Here is a 19,297-nt window from a genome sequence, read left to right on the forward strand (position 1 = left end):
GATTCTGGCCGCTTTTTCAAATTACTATCAAGAGAGGTGGATGTTGAATGAATCGCGCAGCTTTGCGTCCAGCATCGGGTCAAAACGGGCCGGGGACGGCGTTGACAGGATCTCTTGTTTCCGTTGGATCGCCTTTTCGATCAGATCCGGCTTGCCAAGTTCCACCCATTCCTTGGGGGATGCGCGGTCACCGAAGGTTGGATAGACATAATCCGCCTGCATCCGGCTTAGTGTGGCATCCGTTCCCAGATAGTGACCGGGTCCGTCCATGCAAACTTCGGCCATCTGATCCAGCGCCAATGTCTCATCCGTCACTTCGATCCCACGTACGCAGCGCAGTGCCTGACCGATCAGATCATCGCTGAGGATCAGGCTTTCAAAGCAAAAACCCAGCAGTGAAGCATGCATGCCCGCTGCTTCATACACCATGTTCAGGCCGGACAGCCCGGCCATGACGTTCGAACACATCTGTTCCCAACCGGCCTGCATATCCGGCAATTTCGAATCAGACGCACCGGCAGCAGCCCCACCCGGTAGATCGTAGAACCTGTGCATCTGAGCACATCCCGAGGACAGCAAAGCCTGTTCCCCCGACCCGATGGACATCGCCCCCGTGCGCAAGTCCAGCCCGAAGGGCCAAGTGCCAAAAACTGCGGGCGCACCGGGGCTTACAGCGTTTACATAAACCAGACCAGCCAGGCATTCCGCAGTGGCCTGGGTGATCGCACCGGCAATGGTCGAGGGTGCCGTTGCTCCGGCCATTCCGGCAGAAAGCAGCAGAACCGGCATTCCGGCCTTGATGCACAGTTCCATCACCTCGCAGCTTTCGGTCGCAAACTTCATTGGCGGTACGACAAAACAGTTCGAATTCGACATGAACGGACGTTCCCGCCATTTGTCCTCACCCCCGGCAATCATGTGGAGCATTTCGATTGCAGGGCCGACATGGCTGGGTTCGGTGAAGGAGGTGCCGATATGTTTAAACGTGCCAGAGGTGGTGGCATAGACCGTGTTCAGGTCCATCTCCAGGTTGTCTGTGATGTCACGACAGACCATAGGTCGTTGAACAAAGTGAATATTTTCAAGGTTTTCGCAGATACGTGACGCGTCATGCAAATCCTGTACCGTCGAATCCCGGTATTCCCGCCCTTGAACGTCCACCATGCTGACAGCTGCACCAGCAGTGCCGTAGTGAACTTTGGTGCCGGACAATTCCAGATCGGTTTTACCGTCCCGGCTGTGCAAGGTGACGGACCTGTTTGCCTTGGCCAGCGTATCTTCGACCAAAGCGCGAGGAAATCGGATGCGGCCATCATCGCCCAGAATGCATCCAACACCCGTCAAGTAGTCGATGCCGCTTTGGGGCGCATCTGCCAGCCCGATGGTTTCAAGCGCGGTCAGGGCCGCCTCGTGGATACGTTCGATCTGCGCCTGTGTCAGGACATTCAGAACTCCGCCTTCCATGCCGGGGCGGATGGGGCGCAAATGTTCTGGCAGGGCCGAGGCACGGGCCGCACGGCGCGCGGCGCGTCCACCGCTGCGAGGTGTATTACGGGGTTGGTCGTTCATGGTCTGGATTCCGGGTGTAGAAGTGTCTTTCAGGGTGGCCAAAGTCAGACCAGCCCCGGTCGCCCCCGTGCCGCACGCCCGCGGTCCGCACCGATAGTGCGGCTGATCAGGCGAATTATCCAAAATTCGTTTCGCATGCGTGTCCTCGGTATCTGGTCACGAATGTTACTAGGCAGGTGGCCGCGTTCTGTTCTGTTTGCGACCCACATGCCTAAAAACGAAGTGCTTGATGTATCTGTCACAGTGTTAGCGGTGACGTCCCAGTTTTTTCCCCTGAGCGGCAAAAGTCTGTTATCCTACCTTCACTTATTTAAGAAAAGGTCGTGATCTCAATTGAATTTTAACGATTGCTGACCAATTTTGTGTAACGATGTACCGAATTGATCAAGGCTTTGGCCCAAAGCTTTTTGGAGAGGTTGATGAAAGCCCATAAGGCCCTCATTGTCGGTTTGATGATGACCTGCGCCGCTCCGGCAATTGCCGAAGATTGGACTGGGGCTTATGCCGGATTCAGCTTTGGGTACACAGATGCGGATGGTACAAACGGCTCCAGCGGAAATGACACCAGTTTCGGCCCCCACGTTGGGTATGACCGCGATTTCGGGTCCTTCGTTTTGGGTGGAGAGCTGGAGTATAACCGCCTGTCCCTGAACCTGGGTGATGGTGAGGGCAGTTTGGACAGTATGACCCGTCTGAAACTGCGTGGCGGGTACGATTTCGGTCCTGCATTGGGGTATGTTGTAATCGGCGCGGCCCGGGTCGAATCCTCGGTCGAGAGTGATACGGCGGCTGTCTACGGCATTGGCGTGGCTTACCCCATTGGTGAGCATTTCGTGATCAGCGGCGAGGCTTTGCGCCAGGAGTTTAACGATGTCACCCGTTCTGAGGGTGGGTTGGATTCAAACGTGTTCAACCTGCGTACAACTTTCCGGTTCTAGCCTAAACTACTCGGCGGCGCGACGGTCGGCCAGCACTGCGGCATAAGTGCAGATCGTGGTCAGGGCCGCCGCGAACCTGTCGTCATCGATTGTCATAGCAACGCGAATATGACCCCTGGCGGCGGTACCAAAGCTTTCCCCTGGCATGGCGGCAATTGAATGCGTGTCCAGTAAGGCGTTGGCAAAACCCTCACCGTCCAGGCCAGTGGCGCGGATATCCAACATAAGATACATTGCCCCTTGCGCCGGAACCAAGCCAACCGTGTTCTGGGTACTCAGAACTTCCATCGCCAGCGCGCGCCGTCTGCGGAAGGGGGCGGCGATCTCTTCCTCCAGTAAATTGCCCGCGTTCAGGGCAAAGCTGGCGGCGTCCTGAATAAACCCGGGCACGCCATAGGTCGTGTGCGTGGCTAGATTGATCAGGTGGGCGATTACCTCTTCCGGCCCAACAACCCAACCACAGCGCGAACCTGTCATGGCATGAGATTTCGACATTGACCCGACGATCAGAGTGCGCTCGGTCATTCCGGGCAATGTGCGCGGAGAGATATGCGTGCCGTCCCAAACCTGTGTGTCATAGACCTCATCCGAGATCAGCCAAAGATCGCAGGCCTGACAGACCTGTGCGACGCCCTCTAAAGTTGTGCGCGAATAAACCACACCGGTGGGGTTGTTTGGCGTGTTGATCAATAGAGAAACCGCGCCGTCTGCTGCGGCGTCGATCCGCTGGGCACGGGGTTGGAACGCGTCATCGGCACTGGTCTGGATGGGCCGGGCCGTTGCACCAGCCCCACGGATCGTGCCGGGATAAGTGGCGTAATATGGGTCGATGAAAAGGCCAACATCACCGGGATCGCACACCGCGACATGAGCCGCGAACAGAGCGGATTGACCGCCCGGTGTGATCAGCACGTTGTTTCGCGTGGTGGGAACGCCGGTGCGGGTCTGCAGACGGGCGGCCACTGTATCGCGTAACAGGTCGGTGCCAGGCATCATTGCATAACCGGTGTGACCCTGCCGGGCGGACAGGTCCATCGCCTCAAGGATTGAGGCATCGGTGCGGATGTCATGCTCACCAATGGTCAGTTCAGTCACGGCGTGGCCTTCGTCGATCATGCGACGGGCGCGGTAGAACACATCCCACCCGTCACTGCCGCCTTCGGTCAGGTGCGTGATGCGCTGCGACAATTTCATGGTACGCTCCGGTCTGGGATTTACGCAGAATGGGCCAGAGGCGTTCGGAATTGTCAATCAGCTTCGCGGGGGCAGAGCGGCCTGTGCTTTCTTGGTCAACGAAGCCCGGACCAGATCATAAGATGTGGCCAGACGGTGAAGCAATTCCTCGCCGTCGCAATCGAAGGGCAATCGTATCCAGCTGCGGTGAAAATAGGGGGCTTTTACACCGACCCCTGCGTCGATCAGCATCTGGGCGGTTTCGATATCGGGTGTTTTGACTGAAACGCCGTCATTGGCAATGCCGATGCAGGCAAACATCTTGCCGCCGATTTTCCAGGCATCATGCCCGCCGCCCCAAGGATCTGACCATTCGGCACCGGGAAGGGTTCTACATATGGAATTCACATTTTCACGCGTCATTAGACCGAAAATGCGCCAGGGCGAGATGGAACTCAAGACTTGGCGTAGAGAGATCCACGTGCTAGGGGATGGTCATGAACCGTATGACCTGCATCATTATTTGCTGCATTACCTGCTGATCCTTCAAGCGGGCCGGTTTCTTTCGTTTTCATCTCCGAGACAAGTTGCTAAGCCCGCGCCAACGCGAGTAGGTATGCTGTCTTTAGGAGCCGACCGATGACGACGATCAAACTGCACAACACACGGACGCGGACGAAAGAGAACTTCGTTCCAATCAGCGCCGACAATGTGCGGATGTATGTCTGTGGACCCACGGTTTATGACCGGGCTCATCTGGGCAACGCCCGACCGGTGGTGGTGTTTGACGTGCTGTATCGGCTGTTGCGCCATACCTATGGGGCGGATCACGTCACTTATGTGCGCAACTTCACCGACGTGGATGACAAGATCAACGCGACCGCGCTGGCCCGCCAAAAAGCCGGAGCCGTAGGCACGTTGGAGCAGTTGGTCCAGGAACGCTCGGACGAGACCATTAGTTGGTATCTGAACGATATGGGCGCTTTGGGGGCGTTGCAGCCGAACGAAATGCCGCGTGCCACGCAGTACATCCCACAAATGGTTGCGATGATCGGGGATCTGATCACGAAGGGCCACGCCTATGCGGCCGAAGGACATGTGCTGTTCGCCGTAGACAGCTGGAGAGAGCGATACGGCGCCCTGTCCGGCCGGTCGGTGGACGATATGATCGCAGGCGCGCGTGTTGAAGTCGCGCCCTATAAGAAGAACCCGATGGATTTCGTCCTGTGGAAACCCTCCAGCGATGAGCTGCCGGGATGGGACAGCCCTTGGGGTCGGGGGCGCCCGGGGTGGCATATCGAATGCTCGGCGATGTCGTACGAGCTGTTGGGCGAGAGTTTCGACATCCACGGCGGCGGCAACGATCTGATGTTCCCGCACCATGAGAATGAGATTGCCCAAAGCTGCTGCGCCCATCCCGATGGTGAGTTCGCGCGTGTCTGGCTGCACAATGAAATGCTGCAGGTGGAAGGCAAGAAGATGTCCAAGTCATTGGGCAATTTCTTCACCGTGCATGACCTGCTGGCCCAAGGCGTGCCGGGCGAAGTGATCCGCTTTGTCTTTTTGCAGACTCACTACCGAAAGCCGATGGACTGGACCGAGAAGAAAGCTCGAGATGCCGAAGCAACGCTGCGCAAGTGGCGGGTGCTGACAGCGGGCATCGAGCCCGCCGCCAGCGCGGCACCCGCCGTTGTCGCGACGCTGAGTGACGATCTGAACACAGCGGGCGCTCTGACCGAGCTTTATCGTCTGGCGGCAGATGGAGATACCGCGGGGCTGTTGGCCAGTGCGCAGCTGCTGGGTGTGTTGACGCCCGAGATGGGGGCGTGGGCGGAAACCGACGCGATGAACCTGTCTGCACATGCAGATCGATTGGCGGATGCGCGGGCGGTTGCGATGCAGAGCAAGGATTTCTCGGAAGTGGATCGCCTGAAGGCGGCTTACATCGCAGCCGGTTTGGAGGTTCGCATGAGCAAGGGTGGTGTTGAACTGGTGCCGGGTACCGGATTTGACGCCACCAAGCTGGAGGAGGTTTGATGCACACGGAACGCCTCTACCTTTACGACACCACGTTACGCGACGGCCAGCAGACGCAGGGCGTGCAGTTCTCGACAGCTGAGAAGGTCCAGATCGCGCAGGCTCTGGACCAGTTGGGCGTGGATTACATCGAAGGTGGATGGCCCGGGGCGAACCCGACGGATAGTGCGTTCTTTGATGCTGCACCAAAAACGTCTGCTCGGTTGACCGCCTTTGGGATGACTAAGCGGTCCGGCCGGTCTGCAGAAAATGACGATGTTCTGGCGGCTGTGATGAATGCGGACACTCAGGCGGTCTGTCTGGTTGGCAAGTCGCATGACTACCACGTCACCCAAGCGCTTGGCATCCCGCTGGAGGAGAATGTCGAGAACATTCGTGCCTCGGTCGCGCATGTCGTGGCTCAGGGGCGTGAAGCGCTTTTTGATGCCGAGCACTTCTTTGACGGGTACAAGGACAACCCCGGCTACGCAATTGAAGTCTGTCGGGCCGCATTAAACGCTGGGGCGCGCTGGGTTGTGCTGTGCGACACCAATGGTGGTGCTTTGCCAGCCGAGGTTTCGCGCATCGTGTCAGAGGTTATCGCCGCGGGTTTTCCGGGGGATCGGTTGGGTATCCACACTCATAATGACACCGAAAACGCAGTGGCTTGCTCCTTGGCTGCGGTCAACGCGGGTGCACGGCAAATTCAGGGCACGTTGAACGGGTTGGGCGAGCGGTGCGGCAATGCGAACCTAACCGCGTTGATTCCAACCTTGTTGTTGAAAGAGCCGTATGCCTTGCAGTTTGATATCGGCGTCAGCAATCAAGCTCTGGCGGACCTTACGCGGATCAGCCGGATGCTGGACGACATTCTGAACCGGGTTCCCAGCAAGCAATCGGCCTATGTCGGGGCGTCAGCGTTTGCTCATAAGGCTGGGCTGCACGCAAGCGCTATTCTCAAGGATCCGACAACCTATGAACATGTCGATCCGGCCAGCGTTGGCAATGCACGGATCATCCCGATGTCGAACCAAGCGGGCCAGTCGAACCTGCGCAAACGCCTGGCCGAGGCTGGCCTGACCGTCGATCAGGGTGATCCCGCGCTGGGGCGCATTCTGGACCGGATCAAGCTGCGCGAGGCCGATGGCTATTCCTATGACACCGCGCAGGCGAGTTTTGAGCTGCTGGCGCGGGACGAGCTGGGGCAGCTGCCCGCATTTTTTGAGGTAAAGCGCTATAAAGTCACCGTCGAGCGGCGCAAGAACAAGTACAACAAGATGGTCAGCCTGTCTGAGGCGGTCGTTGTGGTTAAGGTCGATGGTGAAAAGAAACTGTCGGTCAGCGAATCCCATGACGAAACGGGCAATGACCGGGGGCCAGTGAATGCGTTGGCCAAGGCGCTGTCGAAAGATCTGGGACAGTACTCGCGCATTCTGGACGACATGCATTTGGTGGATTTCAAGGTACGGATCACACAGGGCGGGACCGAAGCCGTGACCCGCGTCATCATCGACAGCGAAGACGGGCAGGGGCGGCGCTGGTCGACCGTCGGCGTCAGCGCCAACATAGTCGATGCCTCGTTCGAGGCACTGCTGGACGCGATACAGTGGAAGCTGGTCCGCGATTGCGGGCGGCAGTCGGCGGTGGCCGAGTGACCGTTCAATTCGACGCGGACATAAAGGCCTGCGCAGAGCTGGTGTATAAGGCTGATCCTGACCGCTTCATGGCTGCGATGGCCGCCCCAATCGCAGCCCGGACAGTGCTGTTTCCGATCTTCGCGTTGAATGTCGAGGTCGCCCGCGCGCCATGGGTGACCCAAGAGCCGATGATCGCCGAAATGCGCCTGCAATGGTGGCGCGACGCGCTGCAAGAGATAGCCGATGGGCAGACCGCGCGCAGGCATGAGGTGGTGACGCCGCTTTCCCGCGTTTTGTCACCGCATCTGGCAACGGTCTTGGATGAATATGTGGCTGTCAGACGTTGGGATATCTATCGGGATCCGTTCGAAGATGAGGCCCATTTCGATGCCTATATCAACCACAGTTCTGCGACCCTGATCGTCGCCTCGGCGCAGGCGCTTGGGGTGGCGGATGAGGCTGTCCTGCGCGACTTTGGCTATGGCGTCGGGGTTGCGAATTGGCTGCGCGCCATTCCTGACCTTGAGGCGCGTGGCCGAATTCCACTACTGGACGGCACACCTGACGCTGTTGGAGACCTCGCCCAAACAGCGCTGGATCGACTAAGACGCGCACGTGTTGATCGGGCCGCCGTATCCGCGGACGCGCGCCCGGCGCTTTACGCCGGCTGGCAGGCGGACTGGATTCTGCGGCAAACCGTGGCTCAGCCAGAACGTGTCGCTGCAGGCGCGTTGGGGCAAGGAGAGATACGCCGCAGGGCGTCCATGATGTGGACCGCAGCCACTGGTCGCTGGTGAGGCGTTAGACGGTTTCCGGATCAGACGGCCTCAATACCAGCCACAACAAAGCGCCACCTGCGAGTGTTAGCAAAGGGATCATAGCGAGGTTAACGGCCGTCCAACCCTCGACCGCTGAGCCACCCGAACAGTTCATCAAACCGCCCGATGCCAGCGATGCGACCGTCACACCGCCGAACACCAACAGATCGTTCAGACCCTGCATCCGGCCCCGCTCACTGACATGATGCGACGCTGCCAGCATGGTTGTGGCGCCGATAAAGCCAAAGTTCCAACCGAATCCCAACAAGATCAAAGCGATGAAGAAGTTTTCCAGCTCAACGCCTTGCAGGGCGACGACGCCAGCCCCGGCCAGAATGGCCAGACCCAAGGCCACGATCTTTTCTACGCCAAAGCGCGCGATCAGCTGGCCGGTGAAAAAGCTGGGAACATACATGGCCAAAACGTGGGTCGTCACCACATCGGCCGCGTCATTTGCGCTGTACCCGCATCCCACAACCGCCAGAGGGGTCGAGGTCATCACAAGGTTCATCAGCGCATACGACACCATCGCGCAGATTATAGCCACTGCGATGCGGGGCGTTTTGAGCATTTCCATGCGGCTCCGACCCTTTGGCGCGTCTGCCGCCGGTTTTTCTGGTGTCGGGATGTCGAGGAAGAAGAACAGGGCCGAACCAAAGATATTCACCGCAATCACGGCCAGATAAGTGCCGAGAAACGGAATGACATAGGCCTCTGCCGTCAGTTTGACGATCTGTGGGCCAATGATAGCTGCGGCCAAACCCCCGGCCATGACGTAAGAAATGGCCTTGGGGCGAAACTCGTCGGATGCTGTATCAGCCGCGGCAAACCGGTAGAATCCGTGCGCGCTCATATAGATGCCTGTCAGCAGGCTGCCGAGCAGGAAGATGGGGAAAGACCCCAGGTACAGCCCATAGGCCCCGACCAGACCGCCGCAAGCGCCCGCAGTGGCCCCGACCAGAAATCCAACCCGACGCCCCCAGCGCTGCATGATTGCAGAAATCGGTGTGGCTGCCATCATCGAGCCCAGAACGATCAGCGAAATCGGCAGAGTGGCAAGGCACGGATTGGTAGCCAGCGACTGTCCCGCAAGCCCGCCAACGATAAAAATCATTGGCATCTGTGCACCAAGTACGGCCTGCGCAGCCACCAAAACGGCGACGTTGCGTTTGGCCTGACTGTTATCCGGGGTGGTCGAAGTCAGTGTCATGCGCCCATGCGTAGCCCTGAAAAGGCAGTCACACAAGCGGGTTGCATCTGCGGCAAAGCGACGTAACGTGCGCGCTACCCCAACTGCCGGAGCGCACATGTCTGTCGGACGGATCATTGACACACCTGACTGCGTCGAAGAAGGCGCGGCATGGTTGGCGCAGGCCTGTCCACGAATGGCATACGCGATGGAACAGACGGGGCCTTTGCCCCTGCGTCGCAAGCCGGACGGGTTTGCCCAGCTTCTGAGCGCGATTGTCAGCCAACAGGTCAGTGTCGCGTCGGCCAATGCAATCTGGAAGCGTTTGCAGCAGGCCAAACTAACCGGGCCGCGCAAGATCACTTGGGCCACAGATGACGACTTGCGTGCTGTCGGGTTGAGCCGCCAGAAAATCCGGTATGCTAGGGCCTTGGCTGCAGCACGCATAGATTACAGTGCCTTACGCGATGTTCCTGATGAAGAAGTTATTGCAATCCTGACCGAAGTGTCGGGTATCGGTGTCTGGACGGCCGAGATTTACGCGATGTTTTCACTGGGTCGCGCGGATGTGATCGCCCCCGGTGATCTGGCGCTGCAAGAGGCAGCCCGCATCCTCTATGACCTGCCCAAGCGGCCCACTGACAAGGAACTGCGTCAGATGGCCGAGGCCTGGTCGCCCTGGCGGTCGGTTGCGGCCCGGGTTTTGTGGGCCTATTACCGGGTAGCCAAAGAACGAGAAGGGATCAGATGACACGGGTTTTGAATGCGCTCCGAAAAGAGCCGGTTTCGGGCGACATCCGCTCAGTCGTGGTGTTCGTGCACGGCTTTGGGGCCAATGGTGCAGACTTGCTGGGTCTGGCCGACCCGCTGGGCGAACACTTGCCCGATACGCTGTTTGTAGCCCCTGACGCGCCCGAGCAGATCGAAGGGATGCCCAACGGGTTTCAGTGGTTTCCAATCCCCTGGATCGACGGCTCGTCCGAAGAAGAGGCCCGCCGTGGCATGGACATGGCGGTCGAGGATTTCAACGCCTTTCTCGACGCCCTGATGGTGGATGAAGATGTGTTGCCGGAACAGGTTGTGCTGTTTGGATTTTCGCAAGGCACAATGATGAGCCTGCATGTCGCTCCGCGCCGCGAGGACCCGGTGGCGGGCATCGTGGCCTTCTCGGGCCGCTTGTTGGAACCGGATCTGCTGCCCGACGAAACGGTCAGCCGGATGCCTATCCTTCTGGTGCATGGGGATGCTGATGATGTGGTGCCGCCCCAATCCCTGCCCGAAGCAGCCGAAGCTCTGCAGGCGGCTGATTTCAAAGAGGTCTACGCGCATGTGATGAAGGGCACCGGGCACGGAATCGCCCCGGATGGCCTGAGCGTTGCGCTGGCTTTCATGCGCGACAAGCTGAGCCTGTAATCATGATCGTTGTCCGGCAGATGATGTCCGAAGATGTGGCGGCTGCATGCCAAATCCTGAATGAGATCATCGAAATCGGCGGCACGACGGCGAATGAACTGCCGTTCTCCAAGGCTCTGTTTGTGCAGAAATATCTTGATGGTTCGGACAAGATCTGCTGCCATGTGGCGCTGGATGATCGTGGCGAGGTGGCCGGGTTTCAATGGCTGGGTGTGAACGAAAATTTACCGCAGGATTGCGCCGATATCGCGACTTTTGCTCGACAACATCCGGTTTTAAAGGGCACGGGACGCGCTCTGTTTCGGGAAACGGTCAAGATGGCGGGTGCGATGGGGTATACGACCCTGAATGCGACTATCCGGGCTGATAACGCTCCGGGCCTTAGCTATTATGGCAAAATGGGGTTTCAGGATTTTGCCATAGCATACGGCGTGCCCCTGCGGGATGGCACCCCGATTGATAGAATTTCAAAACGATTTGAACTGAGAAAGGACGCGGCATGTTGATTGTAACCGGAACGGTTGAGGTCTCGGTGGAGGGCGTTGAAAAAGCAGCCAAAGCCGCGCAGGAGATGGTCGCCGAAACGGTTAAGGAACCCGGCTGCCTGATTTATGAATTCAGCCAGATACTGGGCCATGCCAACCGGTTTCGCGTCTATGAGGAATGGCAGGATCAGGCTGCGCTCGAGGCGCATTTTTCGGCCCCCCATATGGCGGCCTTTCAGGCTGTTCTGGGCGAGGTCGGCGTGACTTCCAGCGATATCTACCGCGTTGCCGGTGGCGAAAAGCAACCTCTGCGATAAGGTTCGAGTGTCACGCCCAAAGATGGCTTTCGGCAAATTCGACCGAGTTTCCCGCCGGGTCGCGCACATAGAGTGAGCGTGCCCCGGATGGCCAGTCAAACTGGGCATCTACAGGGATGTTCCAATCGAGAAGGTGTTTGCGCATCGTGTCGATCTGCGCGCGCGTCAGGATCAAACAGACATGGCCCGGTCCGCGTGCGCCATGGGGCGGCACAGGTAGGTCGGGATTTCCCGGCGGTTTTTCCGTCTCATCGGCGTTGAACAACAACAGAACCGACCCGCCTACACGAAAAAACACATGGCGATTGGATGCTCTTTGGATTTTCTCAAGCGCCAGAACGTCGCCATAAAACCGCTCAGCCTCGTCCAGATCGTCGACGTAAAGCGCGGCCTCAAGAATGCCGATCGGCGCAGGTATGTCCGGCGTGACCTTCATGTGATAAGCCTATCACATTGTGGCGTTTTTGTCACCTTCGCGGGCGACGGTCCCGTTTGCGCTGTGGGGCTGCTGTCAATGCAGGTGCGGGCAAGCTGTCCCATTGGCCGGGATCTAGGCCGTCCAGTGTCCAGTCGCCGATCTGCGCCCGGATCAGACGCAGGGTCGGATGCCCCACCGCTGCCGTCATCCGGCGCACCTGACGATTACGCCCTTCGCGCAATGTCAGTTCAATCCAGCAATCAGGAATAGTCTGACGCACTCGGATCGGAGGAGTTCTGGGCCACAATCCCAGCGGCTCATCCATAAGCCGTGCCTTGGCGGGGCGGGTCATGCCATCCTTTAGGTCCACACCTTCTTGCAGGGCCTTCAGGGCTGTTGCATCGGGCAGACCTTCGACCTGAACCCAATAAGTCTTGGTCATTTTGTGCTTTGGGTCGGAGATATGCGCCTGCAGCCGACCGTTATCCGTCAACATCATCAGCCCTTCGCTGTCGCGATCCAGCCGCCCGGCGGGGTAAACGCCGGGCAGGTTGATGTAATCCGACAGTGTGCTGCGCGGAGAGTCCGCGTTGGCGCTGTCGGTGAACTGCGGCAGAACATCAAACGGTTTGTTGAAGCGAATGAACCAGGACATGAACCACGCCATAGCCCGGCGATCACATCGGTGCAACCTGTGGATAAGTGTCACGATGTTGTTACGGATCGGGCTTATCCAATCCCCGAGATATTGTGGAAACTCAGGGCTTGTCAGAGTTTTAACACGATATATAGTTAACTAAAGGCCGGGGCGGATGATCTCCGCTCTGATGTCAAAAAAGGCAGAGCAGAGCGTGGAGCGATTCTGATATGGACGGAGACTTCAGGACCGAATTTGTCAGGGAACCCGGTGCGCTGAGGCATCATCCGGCATTGGTTTTGAACGCCGACTATCGCCCTTTGTCCTACTACCCATTGTCCCTGTGGCCCTGGCAGGAGGCGATCAAAGCGGCCTGGTTGGACAGGGTGGACATTGTCGCCGAGTATGACGAGGTTGTCCGAAGCCCGAGTACACAGATACGAATACCTTCGGTCGTGGTGCTGAAAGACTATGTAAAACCCAGAAAGCGCGTGGCCTTCACGCGCTTTAATTTATTTCTGAGGGACGAATTTCGCTGTCAGTACTGCGGCAGCCGCGGAGATCTGACCTTTGACCACGTTGTCCCGCGCGCGGCTGGCGGCGTGACGAGTTGGCAAAACGTTGTGGCGGCGTGCAGCCCCTGCAATCTGCGCAAAGGGTCGAAATCGTTGCGACAGGCCGGAATGAACTTGCGCAAACCACCGCGCCAGCCAGATGCCGAAGCACTGCGCAATACCGGGCGCAAGTTCCCGCCGAACCATCTGCACGACAGCTGGATAGACTTTCTTTACTGGGATGCAGAGCTCGATGAGTTCTGAACGTTAGCGCGCGCGCCACGCGGCAAGCCACACCAGAACCAGAACGCCCGAAAGAACGGCGTTCCACCCGGCCATGGACAAGCCAAACAATTCCCACGGGATGTCATCGCACCGGACCAGTGGCGCAGACAGGATTTGATCCATCAGTTCTTGCGTCGACAGTCCGCCAATATCACCGGAAGTGCAGCTTGTTGGGCCTACCCACCAACCCTGTTCGACCCCGGCGTGAAAAACGCCAATGGCTGCGGTCGTTAAGGCTGCAAGGGCGCCAAGAAGTGGCAGCAGTACCTGGCGAGGCAGGGCAAGCGCCAACACTCCGATCAGGATGGCCGCGCCATGAGGATAACGTTGCCAGATGCACATTTTGCAGGGCGGAAGTCCACCGAGGTGTTGAAAACCCCAGGCCCCAAGCAACAACGCCAAAGAGCCGCCAGCGGCGATGAGAACCAGTAAATTTCTGCGTGTCATAGGTACCGCACCAGAAGAAATCCACCGAAAAGCAGAATGATGAACAAGGTGAACATAAGGCCCAGCCGTTTTTCAATAAAGGCTCGGATCGGCTCACCAAATCCCCAAAGCAGACCGGCGACAATGAAAAACCGCAAGGCCCGCGCCAGAATCGATGTGGCGATGAAAGTGCCCAGCGGCATGCCCGTCCACCCCGACATGATGGTGATCACTTTATACGGGAAGGGCGTAATCCCGGCTGCCAGAACAGCCCAGAACCCGAAATCGTTGAACCGTGTGTTGAATTCTTCCATGGCGTGCGCCTTGCCCATGGATTCCAGTATCGGCTGGCCGATTCCTTCGTAAAAAAACGCACCGATTGCGTATCCCAGCATGCCGCCCAGCACCGAAGCGACCAGAGCCACCGATGCAATCAGCCAGGCCCGCGATGGTCGGGCAAGGATCATCGGAATCATCAGAACATCCGGGGGGATCGGAAAGAACGAGCTTTCTACAAAAGCCACAATAGCCAGCGCCCACAAGGCGTGCGGATGTTCGGCCAGACGGATCGTCCAGTCATAAAGCGAACGCAACATAAGGTGTTAAAATCCCATACTCATCGGATGCTAGCCAAACCATGCAGCCATCAAAGCGTCAACCGCCGCCGGAAAACAAACTGGATTTGAGGTGTTTTTTGCCTCTGGACCTTCCCGGTTATGAACGCTAATTCAATGTTCGAGGCCCAAGTGGCGGAATGGTAGACGCAGGGGATTCAAAATCCCCCGTCCTAACGGACGTGCCGGTTCGAGTCCGGCCTTGGGTACCAAAGTAAAAACAGAGGGTTAGGGGAACCTGCTCTCTGTTTTTTCTTTTCTGGATTCTTGTTTGCTCGATTTCCCACATTCCGGGAATTCATGCCGTCCTAGCCATGAGATTCACTTTTTTTCCTTGTTCCCCGTCAGTCAGGCGGTTTTCGCCGCAGTTGCGTTCAGGTTCCTTGAGAGTCCGACCTGCAGAGGCTGACATACCATGCGGTTCTGGGCCGGAATCGAGGGGCTACGACCAAACTGAGAAGCTGTGAAGCTGACGGGGAAACTTCTTCGATTGCCGTCAGATATGCAGCTTTGGGCACTGGATCAGGGCACGGGGCTTGACAAGTGCAGTATCTGAATGAAACGTCGAAGGTGTTGGGAGATTTTGGAATTTCAAGCGCTTGCACCTTTAGCAAGGCGTGCGCGCTTGATGTATCGGCGGGGCCCCAGGAGGGGGTGCCGACAAATCTCCCATCCACCATAAGAATTGGGAGTTCTCAAAAATGAAAAACAGCAGCAAGCTCAGCCTCGGCGCGGTGGTCACCGCCGCCCTCATGGCTCCGGCCGCTTATGCAGAAGAATTTATTACCATCGGCACTGGGGGTGTGACCGGGGTTTATTACCCAACGGGCGGCGCGATTTGCCGTCTGGTGAACAAAGGCCGCAAAGAACATGGCGTGCGGTGCTCGGTCAAATCGACTGGCGGTTCGGTTTACAACATCAACACCATTCGCGAAGGCGAGCTGGAGTTTGGCGTTGCGCAGTCCGACTGGCAGTACCATGCCTATAACGGCAGCTCAAAATTCGAAGAAGCGGGTCCGTTCGAAAACCTGCGCGCGGTCTTTTCGGTGCACCCTGAGCCGTTCACCGTTGTTGCACGTGCCGATTCCGGCATCACCAATTTCGAAGACATGAAGGGTAAACGCGTCAACATCGGCAACCCCGGTTCCGGTCAACGCGGCACCATGGAAGTTCTGCTGGGCGAAATGGGTTGGACCACCGATGATTTCGAACTGGCGACCGAACTGAAGGCGGCTGAACAGTCGGCTGCTCTGTGCGACAACCAGATCGACGCAATGGTCTATACCGTGGGCCACCCCTCGGGTTCGATTCAAGAAGCGACCACGGCTTGCGACTCGGTTCTGGTCAACGTCAGCGGCGATGCGGTCAGCAAGCTGGTTGACGACAATTCGTTCTACCGCACTGCGACCATTCCCGGTGGCATGTATCGCGGCTCAGACGGCGACACCGCGACCTTTGGTGTTGGTGCAACCTTCGTGACGTCGGCAGACGTGTCGGATGACGCGGTTTATGCGGTTGTCAGCTCGGTCTTTGAAAACTTCGATGATTTCAAAAAGCTGCACCCGGCCTTTGCCAACCTCAAGCCCGAAGAAATGATCGCAGACGGCCTGTCGGCTCCGCTGCATCCGGGCGCCGAGAAGTACTATAAAGAAAAAGGCTGGATTCAGTAATTCAGACCTGACGCAGGGTGCCTATGGGCGCCCTGCACAACGCCTGTATCAAACAGGTGAATTAGAAGGCCAAAAATGGCCACGACGGGGAGACATTTTATGAGTTCCGACACACAATCCAATCGTCCGCTATCCGAAGAAGAGCTACAGGACCTTGTAGCCTCGTCCGACGCGGGTGGACGCAATCCAGTTGGCAATGTCGGGATATTCCTGGCGATCGTCGCGGCAATCTGGTCCATCTTTCAGGTGGTTCTGGCCTCACCTATTTCCAACTATGTTTTGCCCGGCAGCGTGGTGAACAACTCGCGCCAGTTCCATCTGGCCTTTGCGATGTTTCTGGCCTTTGCGGCCTATCCGGCGCTGAAATCCAGCCCGCGGGATTATATTCCTGTCCAGGATTGGATCATGGGAATTCTGGGCGCGTTTGTCGCGCTTTATGGCTATTTCTTCTATGACAAGATCGTCGATGCTGGCGGCCTTGCCGACGATACGGACAAGTGGATCGCCCTGGGAGGCTTGATCCTGCTGTTCGAGGCGGCGCGCCGTGCGCTTGGTCCGGCAATGGCGATCATCGCGACGATCTTCTTGGCCTACGTGTTCTTCGGGTCCTCTGAATGGGTGCCCGAGGTAATCCGATGGAAGGGCGCCAGCCTGAAAAAGGCGATGAGCCATATGTGGATCACATCTGAGGGTGTGTTCGGCATCGCATTGGGCGTTTCGACCAAATTCGTTTTCCTGTTCGTCCTGTTTGGCGCATTGCTGGATAAGGCCGGGGCCGGGAACTACTTTATCAAGATGGCGTTTGGCGCGCTTGGACACCTGCGCGGCGGCCCCGCCAAAGCGGCGGTTGTCGGCTCGGCTGCAACCGGCCTGATCTCGGGTTCGTCCATCGCCAACGTTGTCACCACCGGCACGTTCACCATTCCGCTGATGAAGCGGGTGGGCTTTTCCAGTGAGCAGGCGGGCTCGGTCGAGGTAGCCTCGTCGGTCAATGGTCAGATTATGCCGCCGGTCATGGGGGCTGCGGCTTTCTTGATGGTGGAATATGTCGGCATTTCGTATGTCGAGGTGATCACCCACGCCTTCCTGCCTGCCGCGATCTCGTATATCGCGCTGGTCTATATTGTGCATCTGGAAGCCGTAAAGCGGAACATGCCGACACTAGGCGATCGCGACGTAAAACTGGCGCGCACCGTTGTTGGGATGCTGTCCTTCTTCCTGGTGTTTGCGGGCCTTTGCTATGGTTCTCAGTTCCCGGTGGATGTTGTCACCAGCTTGGTGCCTTCTGCTGCTGGTCTGGTGCTAAGCCTGATCGTCTGCGCGCTTTACATGGCGCTGCTGTTTCTGGCCGCACAGGTACCGGATCTGGAGCCGGATGATCCGAACGCCAAGGAAGTCACGCTGCCGGTCATCGCCGACATCTACAAAGCTGGTCTGCATTACCTGTTGCCGATCATCGTTCTGGTCTATTTCCTGATGATCGAACAGAAATCGCCGGGCCTGTCAGCTTTCTGGGCCACGTCGTTACTGTTTGTAATCCTGCTGACGCAGAAGCCGCTTAAGGCGATCTTCAGGGGTCAGAGCAATGTTTATAACACCTTCATCGATGGCGTGGCCGACCTGTGGCAAGGCCTGATCGACGGCGCGCGCAACATGATCGGTATCGCTCTGGCTACGGCCACTGCGGGCGTGATCGTTGGCACCGTGACTTTGACCGGTGTGGGTCAGGTCATGGCTGACTTGGTTGAGTTCCTGTCGGGCGGCAATTTGATCCTGATGCTGGTCATGGTGGGTATCCTCAGCCTGATCCTGGGTATGGGGCTACCGACAACAGCGAACTACATTGTTGTCAGCTCGCTGATGGCCGGGGTGGTTGTTGAACTGGGCGCGCAAAGCGGTCTGATCGTGCCGCTGATCGCGGTGCACTTGTTCGTCTTCTACTTTGGCATAATGGCAGACGTGACGCCGCCCGTGGGTCTGGCAAGTTTTGCTGCCGCCGCCGTGTCGGGTGGGGATGCAATAAAAACTGGCTTTATCGCTTTTTTCTACAGTCTTCGGACCGTGGCGCTGCCGTTTGTATTCATCTTCAATACCGACTTGCTGTTGATCGATGTCACGTGGGTTGAAGGGATAATCGTGGCCATATCGGCGACAATAGCCATCCTTGTCTTCACAGCAGGAACGATGGGGTACTTTCTGACCCATAGCCGCATCTATGAGAGCTTTGCCCTGATCTTTGTGGCCTTCGCGCTGTTCCGACCAGACTATTTCATGGACCGCATCTCACCGCCCTATGCCGCAGTTGAGCCCGCTGCCTTTGTTGAAACCATTGGCCAGACGCCTCCGGGGACTGAGGTGCGCATGGTCGTCAGCGGCCCCGATTTCGACACGCTTGAGATGACGGACACGACCGTCGTCGTGACTGTCGGTGATGAGGACGGCGGTGAGGCGCGGGTCGATGCCATGGGTCTACTGCTTGTGCCCGAAGATGGCTTGATCAAGCTGGAAGAGCCGCTGTTTGGCACTCCGGTCGCGGATGAGCTGGACATGTTTGACTATTACGGCGATGACGCGGTGCGTCTGACCTCGGTCAACCTGCCGTCCAGCCAACCTCCGAAACAGCTGATCTTTATCCCGGCGTTTATCCTGTTGGGGTTGATCGCTTTCCTTCAACGTGGCCGTGCCGCCAGACAAGAGGTGCCCGCATGACAAACTCAGTTCTTTGTGCCGTCGATATCAGCAACGGTGATTTGGACGTAAATGTCTTGAAAACAGCTGCTGCATTGGCCGATCAGGGCGGTTCGCAATTGGATGTGGTAACGGTTCTGCCGGATTTTGGGGAAAGCTGGGTTTCCGGCTTTTTCCAACAGGATTTCCACGAAAAAGCCCTGGCAGAGGCGCGTGATAAATTGACCGAGATGTGCGTCTCAACCCTGGGTGCAGAGCGGAACGAAAACATCCGCCATGTGGTCGCCACCGGGACTGCCTATCAGGAAATTCTGAAGACAGCCGAAGGCGCCGGCAGCGATCTGATTGTAATCGGGGCGCACAAGCCGGACCTCAAGGACTATCTTCTGGGGCCAAATGCCGCGCGGGTTGTGCGGCACTCTACAGCTTCGGTCTACGTCGTGCGCTGAT

At 57.8% G+C, this 19,297-nt stretch carries 20 protein-coding genes and 1 tRNA gene; 13 read left to right on the plus strand and 8 right to left on the minus strand.

All coding sequences use genetic code 11. From position 1 onward, the window contains the following. Nucleotides 1-27: 27 nt before the first annotated feature. The gene (locus SJY13_RS03195) at nt 28-1,569 is read right to left on the minus strand and encodes a trimethylamine methyltransferase family protein (protein WP_377187604.1); all 1,542 of its coding nucleotides are present in this window, start codon (nt 1,567-1,569) and stop codon (nt 28-30) included. Between the two features lie 419 nt (nt 1,570-1,988). Here SJY13_RS03195 and SJY13_RS03200 point away from each other — a divergent pair, with 419 nt between their 5' ends. After that, the gene (locus SJY13_RS03200) at nt 1,989-2,507 is read left to right on the plus strand and encodes an outer membrane protein (protein ID WP_377187607.1); all 519 of its coding nucleotides are present in this window, start codon (nt 1,989-1,991) and stop codon (nt 2,505-2,507) included. Between the two features lie 6 nt (nt 2,508-2,513). Here SJY13_RS03200 and SJY13_RS03205 read toward each other — a convergent pair whose 3' ends face one another. After that, entirely contained in the window at nt 2,514-3,701 is a 1,188-nt protein-coding gene (locus tag SJY13_RS03205; protein ID WP_377187610.1) for a pyridoxal phosphate-dependent aminotransferase, read from the minus strand. Nucleotides 3,702-3,758: 57 nt separating this feature from the next. Beyond that, complete coding sequence (locus tag SJY13_RS03210; RefSeq protein ID WP_085820638.1) at nt 3,759-4,103, minus strand: MmcQ/YjbR family DNA-binding protein; 345 nt, start codon at nt 4,101-4,103, stop codon at nt 3,759-3,761. Nucleotides 4,104-4,319: 216 nt separating this feature from the next. Between SJY13_RS03210 and cysS the strand changes: the two genes are divergently transcribed. Genes cysS through SJY13_RS03225 form a run of 3 tightly spaced genes read left to right on the plus strand, consistent with a single transcriptional unit; the run spans nt 4,320 to nt 8,130 of the window. Next, the gene (cysS, locus tag SJY13_RS03215) at nt 4,320-5,717 is read left to right on the plus strand and encodes a cysteine--tRNA ligase (RefSeq protein ID WP_377187614.1); all 1,398 of its coding nucleotides are present in this window, start codon (nt 4,320-4,322) and stop codon (nt 5,715-5,717) included. Further along, nucleotides 5,717-7,351, plus strand: a complete 1,635-nt coding sequence (gene cimA / locus SJY13_RS03220) for a citramalate synthase (protein ID WP_377187617.1) — start codon at nt 5,717-5,719, stop codon at nt 7,349-7,351. Before cysS ends, cimA begins: the two co-directional genes overlap by 1 nt. Then, a complete protein-coding gene (locus SJY13_RS03225; protein ID WP_377187620.1) occupies nt 7,348-8,130 on the plus strand; it encodes a squalene/phytoene synthase family protein in 783 nt (260 codons plus the stop codon). The genes cimA and SJY13_RS03225 overlap by 4 nt, the downstream gene beginning before the upstream one ends. A 4-nt stretch (nt 8,131-8,134) precedes the next feature. Here SJY13_RS03225 and SJY13_RS03230 read toward each other — a convergent pair whose 3' ends face one another. Beyond that, on the minus strand, nt 8,135-9,361 hold the full coding sequence (locus tag SJY13_RS03230) for an MFS transporter (RefSeq protein ID WP_377187623.1): 1,227 nt from the start codon (nt 9,359-9,361) through the stop codon (nt 8,135-8,137). Between the two features lie 97 nt (nt 9,362-9,458). Between SJY13_RS03230 and SJY13_RS03235 the strand changes: the two genes are divergently transcribed. From SJY13_RS03235 to SJY13_RS03250, 4 genes are read left to right on the plus strand one after another with little or no spacing between them, the layout of a single operon-like run. Further along, a complete protein-coding gene (locus SJY13_RS03235; RefSeq protein WP_377187626.1) occupies nt 9,459-10,091 on the plus strand; it encodes a DNA-3-methyladenine glycosylase family protein in 633 nt (210 codons plus the stop codon). After that, nucleotides 10,088-10,753, plus strand: coding sequence for an alpha/beta hydrolase (locus SJY13_RS03240; RefSeq protein WP_377187629.1), 666 nt, complete (start codon nt 10,088-10,090; stop codon nt 10,751-10,753). Before SJY13_RS03235 ends, SJY13_RS03240 begins: the two co-directional genes overlap by 4 nt. 2 nt (nt 10,754-10,755) lie before the next feature. Next, complete coding sequence (locus SJY13_RS03245; RefSeq protein ID WP_377187632.1) at nt 10,756-11,259, plus strand: GNAT family N-acetyltransferase; 504 nt, start codon at nt 10,756-10,758, stop codon at nt 11,257-11,259. Next, nucleotides 11,253-11,555, plus strand: coding sequence for a putative quinol monooxygenase (locus tag SJY13_RS03250; protein ID WP_085820630.1), 303 nt, complete (start codon nt 11,253-11,255; stop codon nt 11,553-11,555). Before SJY13_RS03245 ends, SJY13_RS03250 begins: the two co-directional genes overlap by 7 nt. 10 nt (nt 11,556-11,565) lie before the next feature. Here the strand turns inward: SJY13_RS03250 and SJY13_RS03255 are convergent, their stop codons facing one another. Further along, complete coding sequence (locus SJY13_RS03255) at nt 11,566-11,991, minus strand: VOC family protein (protein ID WP_085820629.1); 426 nt, start codon at nt 11,989-11,991, stop codon at nt 11,566-11,568. A 31-nt stretch (nt 11,992-12,022) separates the two neighbouring features. Continuing rightward, the gene (locus tag SJY13_RS03260; protein ID WP_377187636.1) at nt 12,023-12,628 is read right to left on the minus strand and encodes a pseudouridine synthase; all 606 of its coding nucleotides are present in this window, start codon (nt 12,626-12,628) and stop codon (nt 12,023-12,025) included. Between the two features lie 212 nt (nt 12,629-12,840). Here SJY13_RS03260 and SJY13_RS03265 point away from each other — a divergent pair, with 212 nt between their 5' ends. Then, the gene (locus tag SJY13_RS03265; protein WP_085820628.1) at nt 12,841-13,428 is read left to right on the plus strand and encodes an HNH endonuclease; all 588 of its coding nucleotides are present in this window, start codon (nt 12,841-12,843) and stop codon (nt 13,426-13,428) included. A gap of 3 nt (nt 13,429-13,431) precedes the next feature. Here the strand turns inward: SJY13_RS03265 and SJY13_RS03270 are convergent, their stop codons facing one another. Beyond that, the gene (locus tag SJY13_RS03270; protein WP_377187639.1) at nt 13,432-13,896 is read right to left on the minus strand and encodes a disulfide bond formation protein B; all 465 of its coding nucleotides are present in this window, start codon (nt 13,894-13,896) and stop codon (nt 13,432-13,434) included. Then, complete coding sequence (locus tag SJY13_RS03275) at nt 13,893-14,471, minus strand: YqaA family protein (protein ID WP_085820626.1); 579 nt, start codon at nt 14,469-14,471, stop codon at nt 13,893-13,895. Before SJY13_RS03275 ends, SJY13_RS03270 begins: the two co-directional genes overlap by 4 nt. A gap of 144 nt (nt 14,472-14,615) precedes the next feature. On the opposite strand from SJY13_RS03275, the gene SJY13_RS03280 reads away from it, so the two are divergent. The 4 genes from SJY13_RS03280 (at nt 14,616) to SJY13_RS03295 (ending at nt 19,296) form a co-directional block, all read left to right on the plus strand. Then, nucleotides 14,616-14,701, plus strand: a tRNA-Leu gene (locus SJY13_RS03280). Between the two features lie 489 nt (nt 14,702-15,190). Then, a complete protein-coding gene (locus SJY13_RS03285) occupies nt 15,191-16,159 on the plus strand; it encodes a TAXI family TRAP transporter solute-binding subunit (RefSeq protein WP_377187643.1) in 969 nt (322 codons plus the stop codon). A 99-nt stretch (nt 16,160-16,258) separates the two neighbouring features. After that, a complete protein-coding gene (locus tag SJY13_RS03290; protein ID WP_377187646.1) occupies nt 16,259-18,868 on the plus strand; it encodes a TRAP transporter permease in 2,610 nt (869 codons plus the stop codon). Continuing rightward, nucleotides 18,865-19,296, plus strand: a complete 432-nt coding sequence (locus tag SJY13_RS03295) for a universal stress protein (protein WP_377187648.1) — start codon at nt 18,865-18,867, stop codon at nt 19,294-19,296. The genes SJY13_RS03290 and SJY13_RS03295 overlap by 4 nt, the downstream gene beginning before the upstream one ends. Nucleotide 19,297 lies beyond the last annotated feature (1 nt).

Origin of the sequence: Ruegeria meonggei, assembly GCF_042768335.1 — a bacterium.
GTDB classification, from domain to species: Bacteria; Pseudomonadota; Alphaproteobacteria; order Rhodobacterales; family Rhodobacteraceae; genus Ruegeria; species Ruegeria meonggei.